The organism is Gordonia sp. Z-3 (genome assembly GCF_036233855.1).
In the GTDB taxonomy this organism is placed as follows: domain Bacteria; phylum Actinomycetota; class Actinomycetes; order Mycobacteriales; family Mycobacteriaceae; genus Gordonia; species Gordonia tangerina.
The window spans coordinates 387,741-405,425 of record NZ_JAZARS010000001.1; the positions used below are offsets into that span (position 1 = coordinate 387,741).

18 protein-coding genes, 1 tRNA gene and 1 other RNA gene are annotated in these 17,685 nt (G+C 65.4%); 14 read left to right on the plus strand and 6 right to left on the minus strand.

Features of this window, described 5'->3' with window-relative positions:
- The first annotated feature begins 1 nt into the window (after window position 1).
- From VX037_RS01710 to ssrA, 8 genes are all read left to right on the plus strand, one after another.
- Window positions 2–958: a mechanosensitive ion channel family protein gene (locus VX037_RS01710; protein ID WP_235724558.1), complete on the plus strand. Its 957-nt coding sequence runs from the start codon at window positions 2–4 to the stop codon at window positions 956–958.
- Entirely contained in the window at window positions 951–1,463 is a 513-nt protein-coding gene (locus VX037_RS01715) for a hypothetical protein (protein ID WP_235724557.1), read from the plus strand. Before VX037_RS01710 ends, VX037_RS01715 begins: the two co-directional genes overlap by 8 nt.
- A 67-nt stretch (window positions 1,464–1,530) precedes the next feature.
- Window positions 1,531–2,217 (plus strand): cell division ATP-binding protein FtsE, encoded by a 687-nt coding sequence (gene ftsE, locus VX037_RS01720; RefSeq protein ID WP_235724556.1) that lies wholly within the window; start codon window positions 1,531–1,533, stop codon window positions 2,215–2,217.
- A gap of 89 nt (window positions 2,218–2,306) precedes the next feature.
- Window positions 2,307–3,215, plus strand: coding sequence for a permease-like cell division protein FtsX (ftsX, locus tag VX037_RS01725; protein WP_235724555.1), 909 nt, complete (start codon window positions 2,307–2,309; stop codon window positions 3,213–3,215).
- Window positions 3,216–3,267: 52 nt separating this feature from the next.
- Complete coding sequence (gene smpB, locus VX037_RS01730) at window positions 3,268–3,741, plus strand: SsrA-binding protein SmpB (RefSeq protein WP_235724554.1); 474 nt, start codon at window positions 3,268–3,270, stop codon at window positions 3,739–3,741.
- Between the two features lie 78 nt (window positions 3,742–3,819).
- Window positions 3,820–5,040 (plus strand): glycoside hydrolase family 27 protein, encoded by a 1,221-nt coding sequence (locus VX037_RS01735; RefSeq protein ID WP_266063404.1) that lies wholly within the window; start codon window positions 3,820–3,822, stop codon window positions 5,038–5,040.
- Between the two features lie 136 nt (window positions 5,041–5,176).
- Window positions 5,177–6,586, plus strand: a complete 1,410-nt coding sequence (locus VX037_RS01740) for a glutamate decarboxylase (RefSeq protein WP_287017040.1) — start codon at window positions 5,177–5,179, stop codon at window positions 6,584–6,586.
- Window positions 6,587–6,661: 75 nt separating this feature from the next.
- Window positions 6,662–7,034: a transfer-messenger RNA gene (ssrA, locus tag VX037_RS01745) on the plus strand.
- 107 nt (window positions 7,035–7,141) lie between these two features.
- On the opposite strand, the gene VX037_RS01750 is transcribed toward ssrA, so the two are convergent.
- A complete protein-coding gene (locus VX037_RS01750; RefSeq protein WP_328712999.1) occupies window positions 7,142–7,765 on the minus strand; it encodes an alpha/beta hydrolase in 624 nt (207 codons plus the stop codon).
- A gap of 193 nt (window positions 7,766–7,958) precedes the next feature.
- Here VX037_RS01750 and pgm point away from each other — a divergent pair, with 193 nt between their 5' ends.
- The 3 genes from pgm (at window position 7,959) to VX037_RS01765 (ending at window position 10,605) form a co-directional block, all read left to right on the plus strand.
- A complete protein-coding gene (pgm, locus tag VX037_RS01755; RefSeq protein ID WP_328713002.1) occupies window positions 7,959–9,599 on the plus strand; it encodes a phosphoglucomutase (alpha-D-glucose-1,6-bisphosphate-dependent) in 1,641 nt (546 codons plus the stop codon).
- A 78-nt stretch (window positions 9,600–9,677) separates the two neighbouring features.
- On the plus strand, window positions 9,678–10,427 hold the full coding sequence (locus tag VX037_RS01760) for a DsbA family protein (protein ID WP_235724621.1): 750 nt from the start codon (window positions 9,678–9,680) through the stop codon (window positions 10,425–10,427).
- 105 nt (window positions 10,428–10,532) lie between these two features.
- Window positions 10,533–10,605 (plus strand) — tRNA-Ala (locus VX037_RS01765).
- Between the two features lie 113 nt (window positions 10,606–10,718).
- On the opposite strand, the gene VX037_RS01770 is transcribed toward VX037_RS01765, so the two are convergent.
- The gene (locus VX037_RS01770) at window positions 10,719–10,940 is read right to left on the minus strand and encodes an amphi-Trp domain-containing protein (protein ID WP_287015500.1); all 222 of its coding nucleotides are present in this window, start codon (window positions 10,938–10,940) and stop codon (window positions 10,719–10,721) included.
- Window positions 10,941–11,057: 117 nt separating this feature from the next.
- On the opposite strand from VX037_RS01770, the gene VX037_RS01775 reads away from it, so the two are divergent.
- On the plus strand, window positions 11,058–12,725 hold the full coding sequence (locus VX037_RS01775) for an ABC-F family ATP-binding cassette domain-containing protein (protein ID WP_328713004.1): 1,668 nt from the start codon (window positions 11,058–11,060) through the stop codon (window positions 12,723–12,725).
- 72 nt (window positions 12,726–12,797) lie between these two features.
- Here VX037_RS01775 and VX037_RS01780 read toward each other — a convergent pair whose 3' ends face one another.
- Window positions 12,798–13,406, minus strand: coding sequence for a TetR/AcrR family transcriptional regulator (locus tag VX037_RS01780; protein ID WP_328713006.1), 609 nt, complete (start codon window positions 13,404–13,406; stop codon window positions 12,798–12,800).
- 141 nt (window positions 13,407–13,547) lie between these two features.
- On the opposite strand from VX037_RS01780, the gene VX037_RS01785 reads away from it, so the two are divergent.
- The gene (locus VX037_RS01785; RefSeq protein ID WP_328713008.1) at window positions 13,548–15,410 is read left to right on the plus strand and encodes a multicopper oxidase family protein; all 1,863 of its coding nucleotides are present in this window, start codon (window positions 13,548–13,550) and stop codon (window positions 15,408–15,410) included.
- Between the two features lie 9 nt (window positions 15,411–15,419).
- Here the strand turns inward: VX037_RS01785 and VX037_RS01790 are convergent, their stop codons facing one another.
- On the minus strand, window positions 15,420–15,797 hold the full coding sequence (locus VX037_RS01790; protein ID WP_328713010.1) for a VOC family protein: 378 nt from the start codon (window positions 15,795–15,797) through the stop codon (window positions 15,420–15,422).
- A 177-nt stretch (window positions 15,798–15,974) separates the two neighbouring features.
- Between VX037_RS01790 and VX037_RS01795 the strand changes: the two genes are divergently transcribed.
- Window positions 15,975–16,931: a glycine betaine ABC transporter substrate-binding protein gene (locus VX037_RS01795; protein ID WP_328713011.1), complete on the plus strand. Its 957-nt coding sequence runs from the start codon at window positions 15,975–15,977 to the stop codon at window positions 16,929–16,931.
- 12 nt (window positions 16,932–16,943) lie between these two features.
- Here VX037_RS01795 and ykgO read toward each other — a convergent pair whose 3' ends face one another.
- Together ykgO and VX037_RS01805 are read right to left on the minus strand one after the other, a co-directional pair.
- Window positions 16,944–17,066 carry a type B 50S ribosomal protein L36 gene (ykgO, locus tag VX037_RS01800; RefSeq protein ID WP_235724544.1) on the minus strand — a complete coding sequence of 41 codons (123 nt, stop codon included), beginning with the start codon at window positions 17,064–17,066 and terminating at the stop codon, window positions 16,944–16,946.
- Window positions 17,067–17,199: 133 nt separating this feature from the next.
- The gene (locus VX037_RS01805) at window positions 17,200–17,538 is read right to left on the minus strand and encodes a histone-like nucleoid-structuring protein Lsr2 (protein WP_235724543.1); all 339 of its coding nucleotides are present in this window, start codon (window positions 17,536–17,538) and stop codon (window positions 17,200–17,202) included.
- Between the last annotated feature and the right edge of the window lie 147 nt (window positions 17,539–17,685).

Sequence of the window (17,685 nt, forward strand, 5' to 3'; positions counted from 1 at the left end):
CATGGCGGCCGTTGTGACGCCGTTGGCATTCGCTCCCGGCGCAACCGAAGCGGTGCTCGGGCGCTTCTATGTCTGGGCAGCCACCGACGGTCTGGAGATCCTCATCTGGATTCTCGGTGGACTGCTCGTCATCCGGTGCATCCGGTGGGGTGCCGACGGCTATGCCGCCCGGCTCAAGACCCAATTTGACTCCAGTGACCTCATCGTCCAGACCGAGGACGCCAAACATCGGCGCGCACTGGTGGATGTGGTGGCGTGGACGCTCATCGTGATCGTCGCGATCATCGTGATCGTGCGCATCATGGTGATCTTCGGGGTACCCATCACCGGCCTGGCGGGACCGGGTGCCGTGCTCGGTGCGGCGCTGGGCTTCGGTGCGCAGCGCATCGTGCAGGACATCCTCGCCGGATTCTTCGTCGTCGCCGAGAAGCAGTACGGGTACGGCGACGTGGTGGTTCTCACCGTGTCGGCCAACGGTCAGGCCGAGGGCACGGTCGAGGATGTCACGCTGCGCGTCACCAAACTACGTACCTCCGAGGGTGAGGTCATCACGGTGCCCAACGGGCAGATCGTCAAGGCCACCAACCTGTCCAAGGATTGGGCGCGCGCCGTGGTCGACGTGCCCGTGCCGGCCGACGCGGACATCGCGATGGTCAACGAGGTCCTCGACCGCGTCGGAGATGCATTCTACGAGCAACCACGCTGGCACGATCTCCTGCTCGACTCGCCGTCACCGCTCGGCGTCATCGACCTCGAACTCGACTCGATCACGGTCCGGATGGTCGCCCGCACGCTACCCGGCAAACAGTTCGACGTCAGCCGGGCGTTGCGCATTGACATCGTGCGCGCGCTAGCAAGCGAGGGCATCACCGTCGCACCCGTGGGTGTCCAGGCCGGCGGCGGACCGCCCGCGACGATGGCCGACGAGGCCGGCAAGGGGCGTGATCGCAATGGCTGATCGGCCCGACGACGAATCCGAGAAAGAGCCCGCGACGCGCGACGGTGCGGGGACCGATCCGGGAGGCAAGCGAGATGGCGCCGACGAGCCCCGCCCCATCATCCCGGAACGCTTCCGGGACTGGGGACACGTCTACAAGACCCGCCTGCGAACGAGCACCGCGGTTCTGCTGATCGCGTTCCTCGGCTCGAGCATCCTGTACGGCTACACCTCGCAGCGCTACGGGGTGGTCCAGCCGCCCGCTGCACCGGCCCGCACGTCGGTGTCCACCACCGTCACCCCTGAGCCGAGCTGGTCCTCGACCCCGTCGAGTACCTCGCTCACCACCACCACCACCACGACAACCGACTCGGTGGACGGCCCCGATGGTGACACAGAGCCCGAACCGGGCTCGGGCACCGGCGATACGGGGACCCAGACGCGCAGCACCGTGCCGGGACTACCCGGTGTGGTGATCCCGAATTTCGGCCGCACGCCGGAGACCACTACAGTTCCGCAGCGCTGACCAGCCGCGACCTGGCCGCGCCGAACCTGAGCGGAGAACTCAGCGGCCGTGGCTACACTGGCTTCTCGTGATCAAGCTGGAGAACGTCACGATGAAGTACAAGGCGTCCAGTCGGCCCGCCTTGACCGACCTCACCCTCGAGGTCGACAAGGGGGAGTTCGCCTTTTTGATCGGTCCGTCGGGTTCGGGAAAGTCGACCTTCTTCCGGTTGCTCCTGAAAGAGGACAAGCCCACCTCGGGCGAGGTGTACGTGGGAGATTTCCACGTCAACACGCTCAAGGGGCGGATGGTGCCCAAGCTGCGACAATCAATCGGCTGCGTCTTCCAGGACTTCCGACTGCTGCAACAGAAGTCGGTGGCCGACAATGTCGCGTTCGCGTTGGAGGTGATCGGCAAGTCACCGTCGACGACTCGGCGCATCGTCCCAGAGGTCCTCGACTACGTCGGACTGTCCGGCAAAGCCGACCGCATGCCCAACGAGCTGTCCGGCGGTGAGATGCAGCGTGTCGCGATCGCGCGGGCCATCGTCAATCGGCCGTTGCTGCTGCTCGCCGACGAACCGACCGGAAACCTCGATCCGGAGACCAGTGAGGAGATCGTCGACGTCCTCGACCGGGTGAACCGGCGTGGCACGACGGTGATCATGGCGACCCACGACCGGCACATCGTCGACGCCATGCGCCGACGGGTGCTCGAGTTCGACAACGGCCACCTGGTCCGCAACGATCCGCAAGGGGTGTACGGCATCGGCTGACCGCCGCTGCCGCGCCCGGCCCCGTGCGCGGCAATGCCCGCACCTCGACTCTCGCACCATCGACTTCGGTAAGGACTGCGCACAGACCCATGCGAGCGAACTTCATCATCAGCGAGGTCCTGAACGGTTTCCGACGCAACGTCACCATGACCATCGCCATGATCCTCACCACGGCGATCACCCTGGGCATGTTCGGCGGTGGCCTGCTGGTCATCCAGATGGCCGACAAAAGTCAGCAGATCTTCCTGGACCGAGTCGAGATGCAGTTCTTCGTCAACGACGCCGTCTCCGACGCCGACCCGAACTGCCAGGAGTCGCCGTGTGCGGAGCTACGTACCGACATCGAGAACGAGCCGGGCGTCGGGTCGGTCACCTTCATCGACCGTGAGGAGGCGTTCGAGGCCGCCAAACAGACCTTCAAGGACAATCCCGACATCGCCAACAACATCCGCGAGGGCACCATCCCTGCGTCGCTCAAGGTACGGATGTCCGACCCGGCCCAGTTCGGCGCGGTGCTCGACAAGTACAAGGACCGCAAGGATCTCGGTGTCGACGGCGCACTCGACCAACGCGAGCTGGTGCAGCGCATCTTCAGCGTGCTCGACGGAACCCGGAACGCCGCGTTCGCGGTCGCCCTGGTCTTGGCGGTGGCGGCGATCCTGTTGATCGTGAACACCGTGCAGATCGCGGCGTTCACCCGCCGCACCGAGGTGTCGATCATGCGCCTGGTCGGTGCCACCCGCTGGTACACGCAGTTGCCGTTCCTGCTCGAGGCGGTGGTCGCCGCGCTGGTGGGTGCGTTCCTCGCGATCGGTGGGTTGTTCGCGGCCAAGGTTTTCTTCTTCGACAACGCCCTACGCGATCTGTACGGTGTGAACATCCTGGCCCGCATCGGGATCTCCGACGTGCTGTTCGTGTCGCCGTGGCTGATCCTGGCCGGAATCCTGCTGTCGGGTGTCACCTCGTATGTGACACTGCGGGTTTATGTGCGCGAATGATCGGGGCCGGCGAGATCGGCAGGAGAGATAGGGACGAGGAGGAGGTGCAGGAATGGCGAAGGAGAAGGGTCGCAACGTGATCGCGACCAACCGCAAGGCGCGTCACAACTACACCATCCTTGACACCTACGAGGCGGGTATCGCGTTGTTGGGGACCGAGGTCAAGAGTCTGCGCGGTGGCAAGGCATCGCTTGCCGATGCCTTCGCGACCGTCGACGACGGCGAGATCTGGCTGCGCGCCGTGCACATCCCCGAATACGGCAGCGGGTCGTGGACCAACCACGCTCCGCGTCGCAACCGGAAACTGCTGTTGCACCGCCGTGAGATCGACAACCTGATCGGCAAGATCCGCGACGGCAATCTCACGTTGGTGCCGCTGTCGATGTACTTCAACGACGGCAAGGTCAAGGTGGAACTGGCACTCGCCCGCGGCAAGCAGGCCCACGACAAGCGCCACGACATCGCGCGCCGGACGGCGCAGCGTGAGGTGGAGCGCGAGATCGGTCGGCGCGTCAAAGGGATGTGAAAGGTGCCCCGAGATCCGGAGCCCGAGGCCCTGTCGCCACGTCGTCGCCACATCGTCGTACTCGCGCTTGTGGTAGTGATGGCGATGCTCGGTCTCCTCGCCTGCACCCCCGATCCGGAGGGCCGCATCGGCGGTGACGGAGTCGCCATCGACGGTGTGCCGGTGACCCCGCCGATGGGGTGGAACAGTTGGAACACCTTCGGCTGCAATATCACCGAACAGATCGTCCGCGAGCAGGCCGACGCGCTGGTGGTGACCGGGCTACGTGACGCCGGGTATCGCTACGTCGTCGTCGACGACTGCTGGGCCGCGCCTGAGCGCGCCGACGACGGGTCGCTGCAGGCCGATCCGCGTCGATTCCCGTCCGGGATGGCGGCACTCGGACAGTATCTGCACGACCGCGGGCTGAAGTTCGGGTTGTACGCCGGCGCCGACGACAAGACCTGCACCCAATTCCTGGGTACCTACCCGGGTGCCACCGGTAGTCGCGGCCACGAGGGCCGCGACGCCCAGACCTTCGCCGACTGGCAGGTCGACTATCTGAAATACGACTGGTGCTCGAGCAATGCCGACCATGACGACCAGGTGTCGGCGTTCACCGCGATGCGCGACGCGATCCGCGACACCGGGCGACCCATGGTGTACAGCATCAACCCCAACAGTGGCGTCGCGGAATCGGTTCCGGGAGCCGAATTCGATTGGGGTGGCGTCGCGACCATGACCCGCGTCACCAATGACATCACCCCTGTGTGGTCGACCAACGCCGACGATTCCGGCGCGCAGGGCGTGATCGACATCGTCGACGCCGTGGCGCCGCTCGCGTCCCGGGTCGGGCCGTCGGCGTTCAACGATCCCGACATGCTCGTCGTGGGCGTGGACGGCAACCCCGGCCTCACCCTGGCCCAGCAGCGTACGCAGATGTCGATGTGGGCGATGATGGCGGCGCCGCTCATCGCCGGTAACGATCTCACGCGGATGTCGACGCAGACGCTCGACCTGCTGGGCAACCGCGCGGTCATCGTGATCGATCAAGACGATCGGGTCAGCGCCGGCGCGCCGGTCGACGACGACGCGGAGATCTGGGCCCGCGCCATCGGTGACAAGGGGCTCGTCGTCTCGTTGACCAACCGGGCCGATCATCCGCGCGCCATGTCGGTCTCACTGGGAAGTCTCGGTCTGGTCGGCGACGCCACCGTCAGCGCCGTCGATGCGTGGACCGGTCGGCGATACCAGGCGGCCAACGGGGAACTGACCGTCGACGTCGCGGTCAACGACACCGTGCTGCTGCAGATCGCCTGACGCCTCGCCGGTTGTCCGAAACAGCCGGTGGGCGCGGCGTTGTCGATATGATCCGATGTGGCCGCGAGGTCAGGGCACTGTGGACCCGCGTCGACACACGCAGACTCATCGATTTCGCCACCCTCAGGAGCTGACGATGACCGACCGCAAACACACCAATGCCCGGCACACGACCAATATCGGCGCGAACCTCACCCTCAACCCGGTGTTCGTCCGCCCCGGTGAATCCACCGAGCTGCCGAAGTTCACGATTCCCGACCAGATGAGTCTGCCCGAGACGGCATACCAGATCGTGCACGACGAGGCCATGCTCGACGGCAACGCGCGGCTGAACCTCGCGACCTTCGTGTCGACCTGGATGGACGACGAGGCGCGTCGACTCTACGCCGAGACCTACGACAAGAACATGATCGACAAGGACGAGTATCCGCAGACCGCCGCGATCGAGGATCGGTGTTGGCGGATCATCGCCGATCTGTGGAATGTGCCAGACGTGGAGAACTCGATCGGGACGTCGACGATCGGGTCGTCGGAGGCGGCGATGCTGGGTGGCCTGGCGCTCAAGCGGCATTGGCAGACGCGCCGCAAAGCCGAAGGCAAGTCGATCGAGAAACCGAATCTGGTGCTGTCGACCGCCGTTCAGGTGTGCTGGGAGAAGTTCCTCAACTACTTCGAGGTGGAGCCGCGGTGGGTGCCGGTGAGCGAGGAGCATTTCGTCTTCGACGGCCACGAACTCGAGAAGTACGTGGATGAGAACACAATCGGCGTGGTAGCGATCGTCGGGGTGACCTACAACGGGTTGTATGAGCCGGTGAAAGAGATCTCGGCGAAACTCGACGAGATCCAGGCGTCGACGGGCCTGGACATCAAGATCCATGTCGACGGTGCATCCGGCGCCATGATCGCGCCGTTCTGCCAGCCCGATCTGGAGTGGGACTTCCGCGTGCCGCGGGTGGTGTCGATCAACACCTCCGGCCACAAATACGGTCTCGTGTATCCGGGGCTGGGCTGGATCGTGTGGCGCGATGCCGCGGCGTTGCCGGAGAGCATGGTGTTCCACTGCAGCTATCTCGGCGGCGACATGCCAACGCTCGCGCTGAACTTCTCGAGGCCCGGTGCGCAGGTGTTGTTGCAGTACTACAACTTTCTGCGGTTGGGTCGTGAGGGATATCGGCAGGTGCAACAGGAGTCGCTCGACGTCGCGCAGTATCTGTCCGCGGCAATCGGCGACATGGGGCCGTTCGACCTCGTCAGCAAGGGTGACACCATCCCGGTGTTCGCGTGGAAGCTCAAGCCCGGTTATACCGACAAGTGGACGCTCTACGATCTGTCGGACCGATTGCGGATGAAGGGGTGGCTGGTGCCGGCCTACCCGATGGCCGATGACCTCGCCGACATGACGTTGCAGCGCATCGTGGTGCGGGCGGGTTTGAGTCGTGATCTCGGTGCCGCGCTGTTGCGGGACATCGAGAGCGAGATCGCCTTCCTCGACAACCTGGAGTCGCCGATGCCGCGGGAGGGCACGGGGTCGCACTTCCACCACTGAGGCGATACCGGGATGAAACCGTCGGCAGCCGTTGTTAGACTGAAGTGCTCGTCGAAATTCGGCGGGTGCTACCTCGGGGCTGATCGGTTTCGACTGCGTGCGTCGAGGTAGGGGAAGCGTGTCGGTGCAGGCTAGAGACCACCGTTAAGCGTCGTAGCAACCAATTAAGCGCCGATAAGAATCAGCGCGACTACGCACTCGCTGCCTGATCAGCGAGGCTAGTCTGTCGGCCCGGGTCTGCTCCCGCACCCGGATGCCGGCATCATCTCAGGGAGCTCACCGCTGTCGTCGGTCGCGGACGGCAGCGGGACATCAAACAGCGACTGGGATCGTCATCTCGGCTTGTTCGCGTGACCGGGAGATCCAAGTAGAGGCATAGCGAACTGCACACGGAGAAGCCCTACCGAAGCGACGGAGGACCCGGGTTCAATTCCCGGCAGCTCCACCGACGAGACCCCCGACCGCCTGGTCGGGGGTCTCGTGCTTTTCTTGGGTTTTGTTTGTGGGCGCGTTGAGGGCCTTTCGCGTCGAGTGGGCGCTGTTTGGCAGCGCGGGCTAGGGGTGATGTGCGCGCAGGACGGTGCTGACGAAATCGAGGGCGGCGTTCTGCCAGAGACCGATGTGATCGAGCATCGCGTGCTTACCGTCGGGCACGGGGACGAAGGTGGCGTCCACCCCGCGTTCGTCGAGTTCGTGCACACCTCGCTCGGTCCGGCGCGCGAAGGTCCGAGTGTCATCGGTGCCGTGTACCGCGACCACCCGGACGCCGTCGCGGATGTGACGCCAATCGGCATGCTGCCACCACGGTGCCAGTGCGAGCAGTCCGACGACTCGGCTGTCGGCCGCGAGGTGCGCACCCACCCGTCCGCCCATCGAGTGGCCGACGAGGACCACCGGTACGCCCGGATGCTCGCGCGTCAGATCGTCGAGTGCCTTGCGGGCGTCGTGGACCGGACAGTTCTGTGCGCCGTTCCATCCGAAGAAGCGGTAGCGCACCTGGTGCACACGTACCCGGTTGCGAAAGCGCGCCCGGATCGACCACGTGAACGGGTACATCCGCAGCGCTGACGGCTGGCGTGGGCTGAACGGCCGGTAGCTGCGGTCCGTTCCGCCCGGCAACACCAGGACCACCAGCTCGGTGCGGTCCGAACCTGACGTCGCCGGATCACGTTTCAGCACGACGAGCTGCCGGCTCTGGCGGACGACCGGGTGGCCGGTGGGCGCACCTGTGCGACGGTGCGTGCCTCGACGACGTGCATGCCAGACGATCCTCCTGTGTCCGGGCTCTGGGGCGGGCCTGCTGAGTCGGTGCCCACAGTAATCATTCGTACGATGCCGACGTTCGGATCGGTTCCGATGGCAGAATTGCGGCATGGCACATCCGAGAGCAGGAACACCGGCGCTCCCCGAGGACCTGATCGACGTCGCCGCGGTCGAGCGGGCCTACTACGACCGGGTGCCCGACCCCGACGATCCGATGCAGCAGGTGGTGTTCGGCACCTCGGGTCATCGTGGGTCCAGCCTCGACGGGGCGTTCAACGAAGCCCACATCCTGGCCACCACGCAGGCGATCGTGGAGTACCGTCGATCGGCGGGGATCACCGGGCCGTTGTTCATCGGCTTCGACACCCATGCGCTTTCGATTCCGGCGTGGCGCAGCGCACTCGAGGTACTCACCGCCAACGAGGTCACCGTTTACATCGCCGAGAACGAGAAGTTCACGCCCACCCCGGCAGTGAGTTTCGCCATCCTCCGGTTCAACCAGGCCAACCCCGGTGTGCTTGCCGATGGCATCGTCGTCACCCCGTCGCACAACCCGCCGCGCGACGGTGGGTTCAAATACAACCCACCCAGCGGTGGGCCGGCCGACACGAGCATCACCTCAGTGGTGGCGCGCCGTGCCAACGAACTGCTCGCCGACAATCTCTCCGGCGTCAACCGGATTCCGTTCGAACGTGCCCGCACCAGCGAGTTCATCCGCGAATATCCGTACACCGCAACCTATGTCGATCACTTACAGGAGGTGGTCGACATGTCGGCCATCCGCGATGCCGGCATCCACATCGGTGCCGATCCGTTGGGTGGCGCGTCGGTCGGCTACTGGGCCGAGATCGGGTTCCGGTACAACCTGACGAACCTGACCGTGGTGAACCCGACGGTCGATCCGACGTTCCGGTTCATGACGCTGGACACCGACGGCAAGATCAGGATGGACTGCTCCTCGCCGAACGCGATGGCGTCGCTGATCTCGGCGCGTGAGCGCTACGACATCGCCACCGGCAACGACGCCGACTCCGACCGTCACGGCATCGTGACCCCCGATGGCGGATTGATGAATCCGAATCACTATCTGGCGGTGGCGATCGACTACCTGTTCACACACCGCCCGGGTTGGGGTGCGCAGGCGGCGGTGGGCAAGACACTGGTCAGCTCGTCGTTGATCGACCGGGTCGTCGCCGGGATCGACCGCAAACTGCTCGAGGTCCCCGTCGGCTTCAAGTGGTTCGTCGACGGGCTGCTCGACGGCAGCATCGCTTTCGGCGGCGAGGAGAGCGCGGGCGCATCGTTCCTCACCTTCGACGGCAAGCCGTGGTCGACCGACAAGGACGGGATCATCCTGGCGCTGTTGGCATCGGAGATGCTCGCGACGACCGGCAAGACACCGTCGCAGCGCTATCGGGAACTGGCCGACCGCTACGGCGAAAGCGCCTACGCCCGCGTCGACGCGCCGGCCTCACGGGCACAGAAGGCACTTCTCGGGAAGCTGTCCGCCGATCAGGTCAGCGCGACCGAACTTGCCGGCGAACCGATCACGGCCGTCCTCACCGAGGCGCCGGGGAACGGGGCGCCGATCGGGGGACTCAAGGTGACCACGGAGAACGCGTGGTTCGCCGCTCGCCCGTCGGGCACCGAGGACGTCTACAAGATCTACGCGGAGTCGTTCAAGGGCGCCGATCACCTCGCGACGGTGCAGGCGCAAGCCCAGGAACTGGTCGACTCGGTACTGGTTTGAGCGTCACCGCCGCGTGCTCAACGCAGTCCTCGAACCAACTCAGACAGCTCTTATCGCTGCCGCATTAGAGTCGGCATGGTGAGCGACAAGCGCAAACCGAAATCCTCGACGGCGAACTCGAAGTACCAGCCGAGCGCGACGTCGAGCCGCACCACGTACATCCTCGGTGGGGTGGCGGTGGCGATCATCGTGGCCCTCATCGTCGGCGGTTTGGTGTGGAACAACAGTCAAGACGACGGCGGCGGCGTCGACGAGGCGGTGCTCAGCGAGAACGCCGCACTGATCATCGGCGAGCCCTCGGCTCCGCAGACGATCGACGTGTTCGAGGACTTCATGTGCCCGGTCTGTCAGGAGTTCGAGGAGCAGTCGGGCACCGCCATCACCGAGGCGATCAACAACGGGTCGCTGCGGGTTCGGTACCACATGCTCACCTTCCTCGACGACAGGTCGGCATCCGGCGACTACTCGACGCGGGCCGCCGGGGCCGCCCAATGCGTCGGCACCGGAGAGGACAAAGAAGTCTTCGAGAAATTCCACACTGCGCTGTTCACCAATCAACCGGAAGAAGGCGGGGACAGCGACCTCAGCAACGCGGACATGGCTCGGCTGGCGGGCGCGCAGGGTGCCTCACCACAGACCCAGCAGTGTGTCGCGGACGGCGCCAGGGTGACCGAGGCGACGGAGGCCTCCGAACAGTCGCGGAACCAGCTGGCGAAGGCCACCGGCGGGCAGGTGGCCACGCCGACGGTGCTGTCCGGCGGCGAGCCGGTGAACGGCATCATGGACGGCACGGGCTGGCTGGACCAGCTGCTGAACGAGCAGGGCTGAGGTCGGTGACTCCGGTCCCAGGTAGCCGTCCAGGCGATTTGGTCGGAGTCGGAGCGATGGTGTAATTTCGCCTTTGCCCTTGAAACGGGGTGAACAACAGAAGACGGGGCTATGGCGCAGCTGGTAGCGCACCACACTGGCAGTGTGGGGGTCAGGGGTTCGAGTCCCCTTAGCTCCACAAACAGGGAGAAGCCCGCTTCATCGTCGAAGCGGGCTTCTCCCTGTCTTGGCCTATGTGCCCGACCCGCGCCGCCGACGGTGACCAGATCGGAGTTGGTCAGCCATCCACACCTACCACGAGATCTCGATTTCGATCTCGGACTCGTCGCCGCGCTCGATTTCGACCGTCAACCGCACCGTCGGCGGGATGTCGACCCGCACGGTCTTGTTGTTCTCGACGTAGGAGACCTCGTTGTGGCGCGAAATCGCATCGGCGAGGTCGCGCAGACGTTGTGCGGCTTCTTCGCGCGTCATCTCGGTCGTGGTCTCGTGTTCGAACAACTCGTCGCTCATGCATCCATCCGAGTCGAGTAAGACGGCAAGGGCAAGGGGGTTCACCGATTGTTCAGTCGTTCGCAGCCGATCCCGTCGGGGTCTCGGTGTTCGACGACGAGTGCGACGATGGTGCCCATGACCGCCACTCTCGTCGCCAAGGATGTCTCCGGCGGCTATGCCCACCGTGTGCTGTTCGACCACCTCGATCTCACGGTCGCACCGGGTGACGTGGTCGGGGTCGTCGGCGCCAACGGCGCCGGCAAGTCGACGCTGCTACGGGTGCTGGCCGGCGAGCTGGCGCCTCTTGCGGGTTCGGTGACGAGATCACCGGCCGACGCCTTCGTCGGCTGGTTGCCGCAAGAGCATGAGCGCGTCCCGCGGGAGACCGTCGCGCAGTACGTCGCGCGCCGAACCGGGTGCGCCGCGGCCACTGCGGCGATGGACGTCGCGGCGGCTGCGCTCGCCGACGATCCGGCAGCATCACCCGGACCTGACGATCCCGCCGACGTCTACGCCGCCGCACTCGATCACTGGCTTGCGACCGGCGCCGCCGATCTCGACGACCGGTTGCCCGGCGTACTGGCCGATCTGGGCCTCGACGTCGACGCCGTCGAACCAGGCGCAGTCCTGATGGACGTCCTGTCGGGTGGCCAGGCCGCGCGGGTCGGCTTGGCTGCGCTGCTGTGCTCACGGTTCGACATCGTCCTGCTCGACGAACCGACCAACGATCTCGATCTCGACGGGCTCGCGAGGCTGGAGGACCTGGTCGGCGGCATGCGGGGTGGGGTGGTGCTGGTCAGTCACGATCGGGAATTCTTGGCGCGCAGCGTGACCCGGGTCGTCGAACTCGATCTGGCACAGCACACCAACACTGTCTACGGCGGCGGATACGAGAGCTACCTGGAAGAGCGTGAGGTCGCACGGCGGCATCGGCGCGAGGAGTACGAGGAGTACGCCGAGAAGAAGGCGGACCTGGTGGCGCGCGCGAGGACCCAACGTGAGTGGTCCTCCCAGGGCACCCGGAACGCGATACGCAAGGCGCCCGACAACGACAAGATCCGACGCCGCGCGGCGACCGAGTCGAGTGAGAAGCAGGCACAGAAGGTCCGGCAGATGGAGAGTCGGATCGCACGTCTCGAGGAGGTCGTCGAGCCGCGTAAGGAATGGGTTCTCGAGTTCACGATCGGGGCCGCACCCCGGTCGAGTTCAGTGGTGGCGACGCTGAACAATGCGGTCGTCAGACACGGCGATTTCACGCTCGGGCCAGTGTCGTTGCAAGTCGATGCCGGCGACCGCATCGGAATCACGGGACCCAACGGCGCGGGCAAATCGACCCTGCTGAGACTGCTGCTCGGCGTGATCGGCCCCGACGTGGGCACCGCGCAGCTCGGCACCAATGTCGCGATCGGCGAGATCGACCAGGCGCGGGGCCGATTCGCCGGCGCCGCACCGCTCGTCGATCGATTCGGCGAGCTCGTGCCGGAGTACACCTCGGCCGAGGTCCGCACGCTGCTGGCAAAGTTCGGACTGCGAGCCGACCATGTCGGGCGGAGCGTGGACGATCTGTCGCCGGGGGAGCGCACCCGGGCGGCGCTGGCGTTGCTTCAGGCCCGCGGCACCAATGTCCTGGTGCTCGACGAGCCCACCAACCACCTCGACCTCCCGGCAATCGAACAGTTGGAGTCCGCGCTCGAGTCGTACGACGGGGCGCTGCTGTTGGTCACCCACGATCGGCGCATGCTCTCCACAGTGCGTACGAATCGCGTGTGGCATGTCGCTGGAGGCGTTGTCACCGAGCGCTGAGCCGGCTGCGTCCGCCGACGGATGCGCGCTGTGCGGGACCACGAGTTGTGCGGGGAACTCGGCATTGTTGCCTCAGTGATCCGGCGAGCCGTCCGGGTCTGTCTCGGTCGGTTGCTGCCCGGCGGTGAACGACAACAGCCCGGGAAGTGTGTGCTGCACGTCCTGCGCAGAAATGCGCGGGAGCCCCTCGTGGCCGTGGATGTAGCCGATTCCGGCGTACACCAGCAGCCCGGCCAACACGCGGGCTCGGCGCGGGCTCAGCTGGAGTTCGCGCAGGGTGGCATCGACCGCGGCGAAGATTTCCTCGTCGATGCTGCGAACCGTGTGCGCGACCTCGTCGTTGCTGCGCGCCCAACTCCGGATGGCGCGCTCCACCGTCAGATGGTCGTCGCCGACCAGCATCGTCGACAGCGCGGCGAGACGCTCGTCGGGCGGCAGCTCGGACAAGGCTTCGAGGTCGGCGACGCGTTGACGGTTCATTGTCTGCCAGCGCACCGCCATGGCCTCTCGCAGTGCGTCGAGGTCGTCGAAGTGCCAGTAGAAGCTGCCCTTCGTGACCTTCAGCGTCGTGCACAGACGGGCGATGGTGACCGCATGCGCACCGTCGGAGGTGACCAGTGCCAACGCAGCGTCCACCCAGTCGGTGGCGCTGAGACGTCTGGTGCGGCGGGAGCTGGTCATCGGTCGGTCGATTCTCTCAGACCGACGCAGGTGATGGTCGCGACCGAGGCAACGCCCGGGCGGACCGGACACGGGATGGCGCCACACCATACCGATGGTATGGTTCATCGGTCTCGACGTGGCCGAGCAGGGGGGAACCGAATGGGCCAGAGGATGAATCGTCGTCGATTCCTGTGGGGGGCAGCGTCGGCCGCTGCCTCGGGGGTGTTGGTGGGGCGCGTCGGTGCCGGGCCGGCAGGTGCCGATCCGGCGCCACCGATCAAGCTGCCCACCATCTTCCATTCGCCGGAGATGGTCAAGTACGTCGACGAAATGTCGGTGCCGAGCACCATCACCTCATCGCCGACGCAGCCGATCGAGATCGTCGCGCGCACCACGAGCACCAGATTCCACCGGGATCAGCCGAGGGTGCCGACGATGGCCTACAACGACGAGCCATACCTGGGCCCCACCGTCGAGGCGTATGTCGGTGAGCAGACCACTGTGCACTATCGCAGCGAACTCGCCGAACACATCTTCGCGGCGGATCTGGACACCTCGCTGCACGGAGTGACCGAACGCTATCGAGGCCAACCCGTCACCTCGATGCACCTGCACGGCGGGGTCACTCCGCCGGAGTTCGACGGTAACCCGGAGCGCCTGATGCTGCCCCACCACGGCACCGCAGTGTTCGAGTTCCCCAACCGCCAGGAAGCCGGGCACCTCTGGTATCACGACCACGCGATGGCGATCACGCGTGCCAACGTCTACGCCGGCCTGGCCGGGATGTATTTTCTGCGCGACGGCCACGACACGGGGACATCGGGCAATCCGCTGGGCCTGCCGGCCGGCGAACACGAGATCCCGTTGATTCTGCAGGAGAAGATCTTCCGCGTGGACGGGCATCAGTCATTGCGCTCGACACCGGTTGTGCCGCAGGGTATGTGGGAGGGTGGCGCGGTCGGTGACCGCGGTCTGGTGAACGGCAAGGTGTGGCCGACGATGACGGTCGATCGCGGGCTGTACCGGTTCCGACTGATCAACGCGGCGTCGTTCTCGGTCTGGAATCTGTTCTTCTCCAACCGCATGCCGTTCTGGGTGATCGGCAACGAGGGCGGTCTGCTCAACGCGCCGGTTCGGACTCGCTCATTCGCCGCGGCGCCGGCGGAGCGTTTTGATCTGCTCGTCGATTTCAGCTCGCTGGCGCCAGGGGAGACGGTGGAACTGTGCAACGACCTGGCACCACCGTTTCAGGCGGCCATGCTCGGTGAGGTCGTGATGTCCCGGTTCTGCCGGTTCGTAGCAGGCGCCGACCGCGGTGACCGACGGCCGGTACCGACGACGCTGCGCGGCGGTCGGGGACAACCGGCCCGCATCCCGCCGATCGCGACACCACAGCGGGTCCGGCACGTCAGCGTCTCGCAGCCCTACGAGCTGCGCGTCCCGCCGGCCATCATGTCGTTGAACAATCTGCGCTACGCCGATCCGCAGATCGAGAAGCCGCGCGCGGGCACAACGGAGCGCTGGGACATCATCAACATCACCCCGGACCCTCATCCGATTCATCTGCACCTGGTCATGTTCCGCATCCTGGGGCGTCGGCCGTTGCGCACCGTCGCGTATCAAGCCGCGAATCCGCAACCTCCGATCGGTACTCGCTGGGCTCCGGATCCGAGCGCGTTCTACGCCGGACCGATGCGCGGTCCGGCCGCGTGGGAGGCCGGCTGGAAGGACACGGTGCACGCCGTCGGTGGCCACGTCACCTCGATTGTCGTGCGGTTCCCGACGGCCGACGAGCTCGGGTTCGATCCGGACGCGATCTTCTCCTCCGATCCGACACAATCGTGGACCCGGCCGTCGGGTGGACATGCGGTGGCGCCATCCGCATCGGGACAGCACCGCCACGCCGCAGCCACGCCGGTGCACGGCATGGTGACCAAGGATCTACAGGGATATGTCTGGCACTGCCACATCTTCGATCACGAAGACCACGACATGATGCTGCGCTACCGAGTGGTGTCGTGAGGTTCGCGCTCACCCGAGGGCGGGTGGATCGTACTTCGGTTCGTAGATCGTGATCTGCCCTGCGCCGGGCACCGTGACGCCGATGGTCACACCCCACGGTTCGTCGACGGGTTCGCCGACGAACTGTGCGCCTTTCGCCGACAGGTCGGCCATGGTCGTGGCGAGGTCGTCGCACATGAAGGAGACGTCGAAGCGCTGATCGGTGCCGCCGGTCGTGCCCTGGTACTCCCACGAGCTCGGATGTGCGCCCAACTCGCTGGGGCCGGTCCGGAAGATCAACCAGCCCCCGCCGGTGTCGGCGTAGGGGAATCCGAGCACATCGCGGAAGAAGGCGCGTGCGGCCTCGGGGTCATCGCAGTAGATCAACGTGTGCATGGCGGTGATCATGGGTTCAGGTTAGGCCGTACGCGCGGTGCGGGCAGCTGATTGCCTGCGGCGAGACGGGAGCGGCCGGTCTCGCTGCGGGGGTACCATGTGACCGTTGGCATTCGAGGCCAACTCAGCATCGGGAGTGCCCCATGGATACTGACGGCTCCGGCCACTGGTGACCCGAGGTGGGACGCGATGGTGCGACGAAGGTGGTGGCGAGCCGTCGCGGGTGTGGTGGTCGCGACGTTGACCTTGGCCGCATGCGGTGGCGGTCCGGAAGACGATGTGGCAAGCAGGTTCTCGTCGTGCTCGGTGTCCGACCGCATCGCCGATGCGACGGCGGAGCCGGTGGGGGATCGCGACATCATCATCGGCGCGTTCGTCGGTTGGGACGAATCTGTCGCTGCCGCTTACCTGATGAAAAACGTCCTCGCGACGAACGGCTACGGCGTACAGGTGAAGACGGTGGACGTGCAGGCCGGGTTCTCGGCGACGGCACACGGGGACATCGACGTCATCCCCGACGTCTGGTTGCCGACGACGCATAGTTCCTATGTCAATCGACACGGAGCCCAGCTGGAATCGCTGGGCTGCTGGTACGACGACGCGACCTTGACCATCGCGGTGAACAGTTCGTCTCCGGCCCGGTCGATTGCCGATCTGAAGGACATGAGCGATGCCTACGACGACACGTTGGTCGGCATCGAGCCAGGCGCCGGTGAGACATTGCTGGTCACCGACCGGGCCATCCCGGAATATGGTCTGGGCGATCTGACCTTTCGCAGTTCCTCGACGGCGGACATGCTCGGGTCCCTGCAGCAGGCGATCGTCGATGAACGCAACATAGCGGTGACGCTCTGGCGGCCGCACTGGGCCTACGCGGAGTTCGACATCCGCGACCTCGATGATCCACTGGGCGCGTTGGGCGGCACCGAGGGAATCTGGAGCTTCGCCACGGAGGGATTCGCAGGCACCGCACCGAAGGCCGCGCAGATGTTCGCCAATCTCATCCTGTCGGATGCCGAACTCACCGATCTCGAGTACCTGATGGTCGCACGTCACGATCGGTCCGACCCCGACGGCGCCGTCGTCGAATGGCTCGGCGCGCACCCCGACTTCGCCGATCGACTCGTCCGCGGGACCTTGGGGTGAGGACCGTCGGACTCAGCCCTGGCGAGCCTTGAACCGGGGTTCCTTCTTGTTGATGACGAACACTCGTCCCCGTCGGCGGACCACCTGGGCCCCGGGGCGCTTCTTGAGGGATCGGACTGAGTTGCGTACCTTCATCGCTCTATCGTAAACGATAATCGTTGTCATTTAGAATCCCAGTGTGGTGCTGCTCGCGGCTGCGAGTCGGACCTCAACGCACTACCGCCGACGCCCCATCGGTGGCGCCGGCGGTAGTGCGGGTCGGGATATGTCAGTGCGCTGCTTCGAAAGCCTCGATGACATTGAGCGGGATGCGGCCGCGATCGCTGACCTCGTATCCATTCTGCGTCGCCCAATCACGGATTGCCTTCGTCTGCTCTTTGCTGCGTCCGGCCGACACCGGAGCTGCACGTTTTACGCCGCGTGCTGCCGAGGTGACCCGGGAAACAGAGATGTATTTGGCCAGCGAATCACGGAACTGTGCCGCGTGCTTTGCCGATGTGTCGAATTCGTAGGTCTTTCCATCGAGTGACCACCGCACGGTCTCGTACTCCTCGAGAACCTTACCGTCGATGTCGTCGATGACCTGGACGATTTCTTTCTTCGCCATAGTGAACTCCGTCTTTCCTCGTCGTGACAATGTGTCCTCGGGTGGATTGGATGACCAACGTGCCGATGACTGTCCCGCGCAGCATTGTTGCGCATTCTTCGATGGTCACATACTAGCGGTCAGAAAATAAGCGGTCCCTGAGAAACG

Bases quoted from the DNA above. Each gene is read 5' to 3' on its own strand.
- VX037_RS01795 (WP_328713011.1), top strand. From the start codon at position 15,975: ATGGTGCGACGAAGGTGGTGGCGAGCCGTCGCGGGTGTGGTGGTCGCG.
- VX037_RS01775 (WP_328713004.1), top strand. From the start codon at position 11,058: ATGACCGCCACTCTCGTCGCCAAGGATGTCTCCGGCGGCTATGCCCAC.
- VX037_RS01735 (WP_266063404.1), top strand. From the start codon at position 3,820: ATGGCGATGCTCGGTCTCCTCGCCTGCACCCCCGATCCGGAGGGCCGC.
- ykgO (WP_235724544.1), bottom strand. From the start codon at position 17,066: ATGAAGGTACGCAACTCAGTCCGATCCCTCAAGAAGCGCCCCGGGGCC.
- VX037_RS01710 (WP_235724558.1), top strand. From the start codon at position 2: ATGGCGGCCGTTGTGACGCCGTTGGCATTCGCTCCCGGCGCAACCGAA.
- ftsX (WP_235724555.1), top strand. From the start codon at position 2,307: ATGCGAGCGAACTTCATCATCAGCGAGGTCCTGAACGGTTTCCGACGC.
- smpB (WP_235724554.1), top strand. From the start codon at position 3,268: ATGGCGAAGGAGAAGGGTCGCAACGTGATCGCGACCAACCGCAAGGCG.
- VX037_RS01780 (WP_328713006.1), bottom strand. From the start codon at position 13,406: ATGACCAGCTCCCGCCGCACCAGACGTCTCAGCGCCACCGACTGGGTG.
- VX037_RS01770 (WP_287015500.1), bottom strand. From the start codon at position 10,940: ATGAGCGACGAGTTGTTCGAACACGAGACCACGACCGAGATGACGCGC.
- VX037_RS01785 (WP_328713008.1), top strand. From the start codon at position 13,548: ATGGGCCAGAGGATGAATCGTCGTCGATTCCTGTGGGGGGCAGCGTCG.
- VX037_RS01715 (WP_235724557.1), top strand. From the start codon at position 951: ATGGCTGATCGGCCCGACGACGAATCCGAGAAAGAGCCCGCGACGCGC.
- VX037_RS01805 (WP_235724543.1), bottom strand. From the start codon at position 17,538: ATGGCGAAGAAAGAAATCGTCCAGGTCATCGACGACATCGACGGTAAG.
- pgm (WP_328713002.1), top strand. From the start codon at position 7,959: ATGGCACATCCGAGAGCAGGAACACCGGCGCTCCCCGAGGACCTGATC.
- VX037_RS01740 (WP_287017040.1), top strand. From the start codon at position 5,177: ATGACCGACCGCAAACACACCAATGCCCGGCACACGACCAATATCGGC.
- VX037_RS01790 (WP_328713010.1), bottom strand. From the start codon at position 15,797: ATGATCACCGCCATGCACACGTTGATCTACTGCGATGACCCCGAGGCC.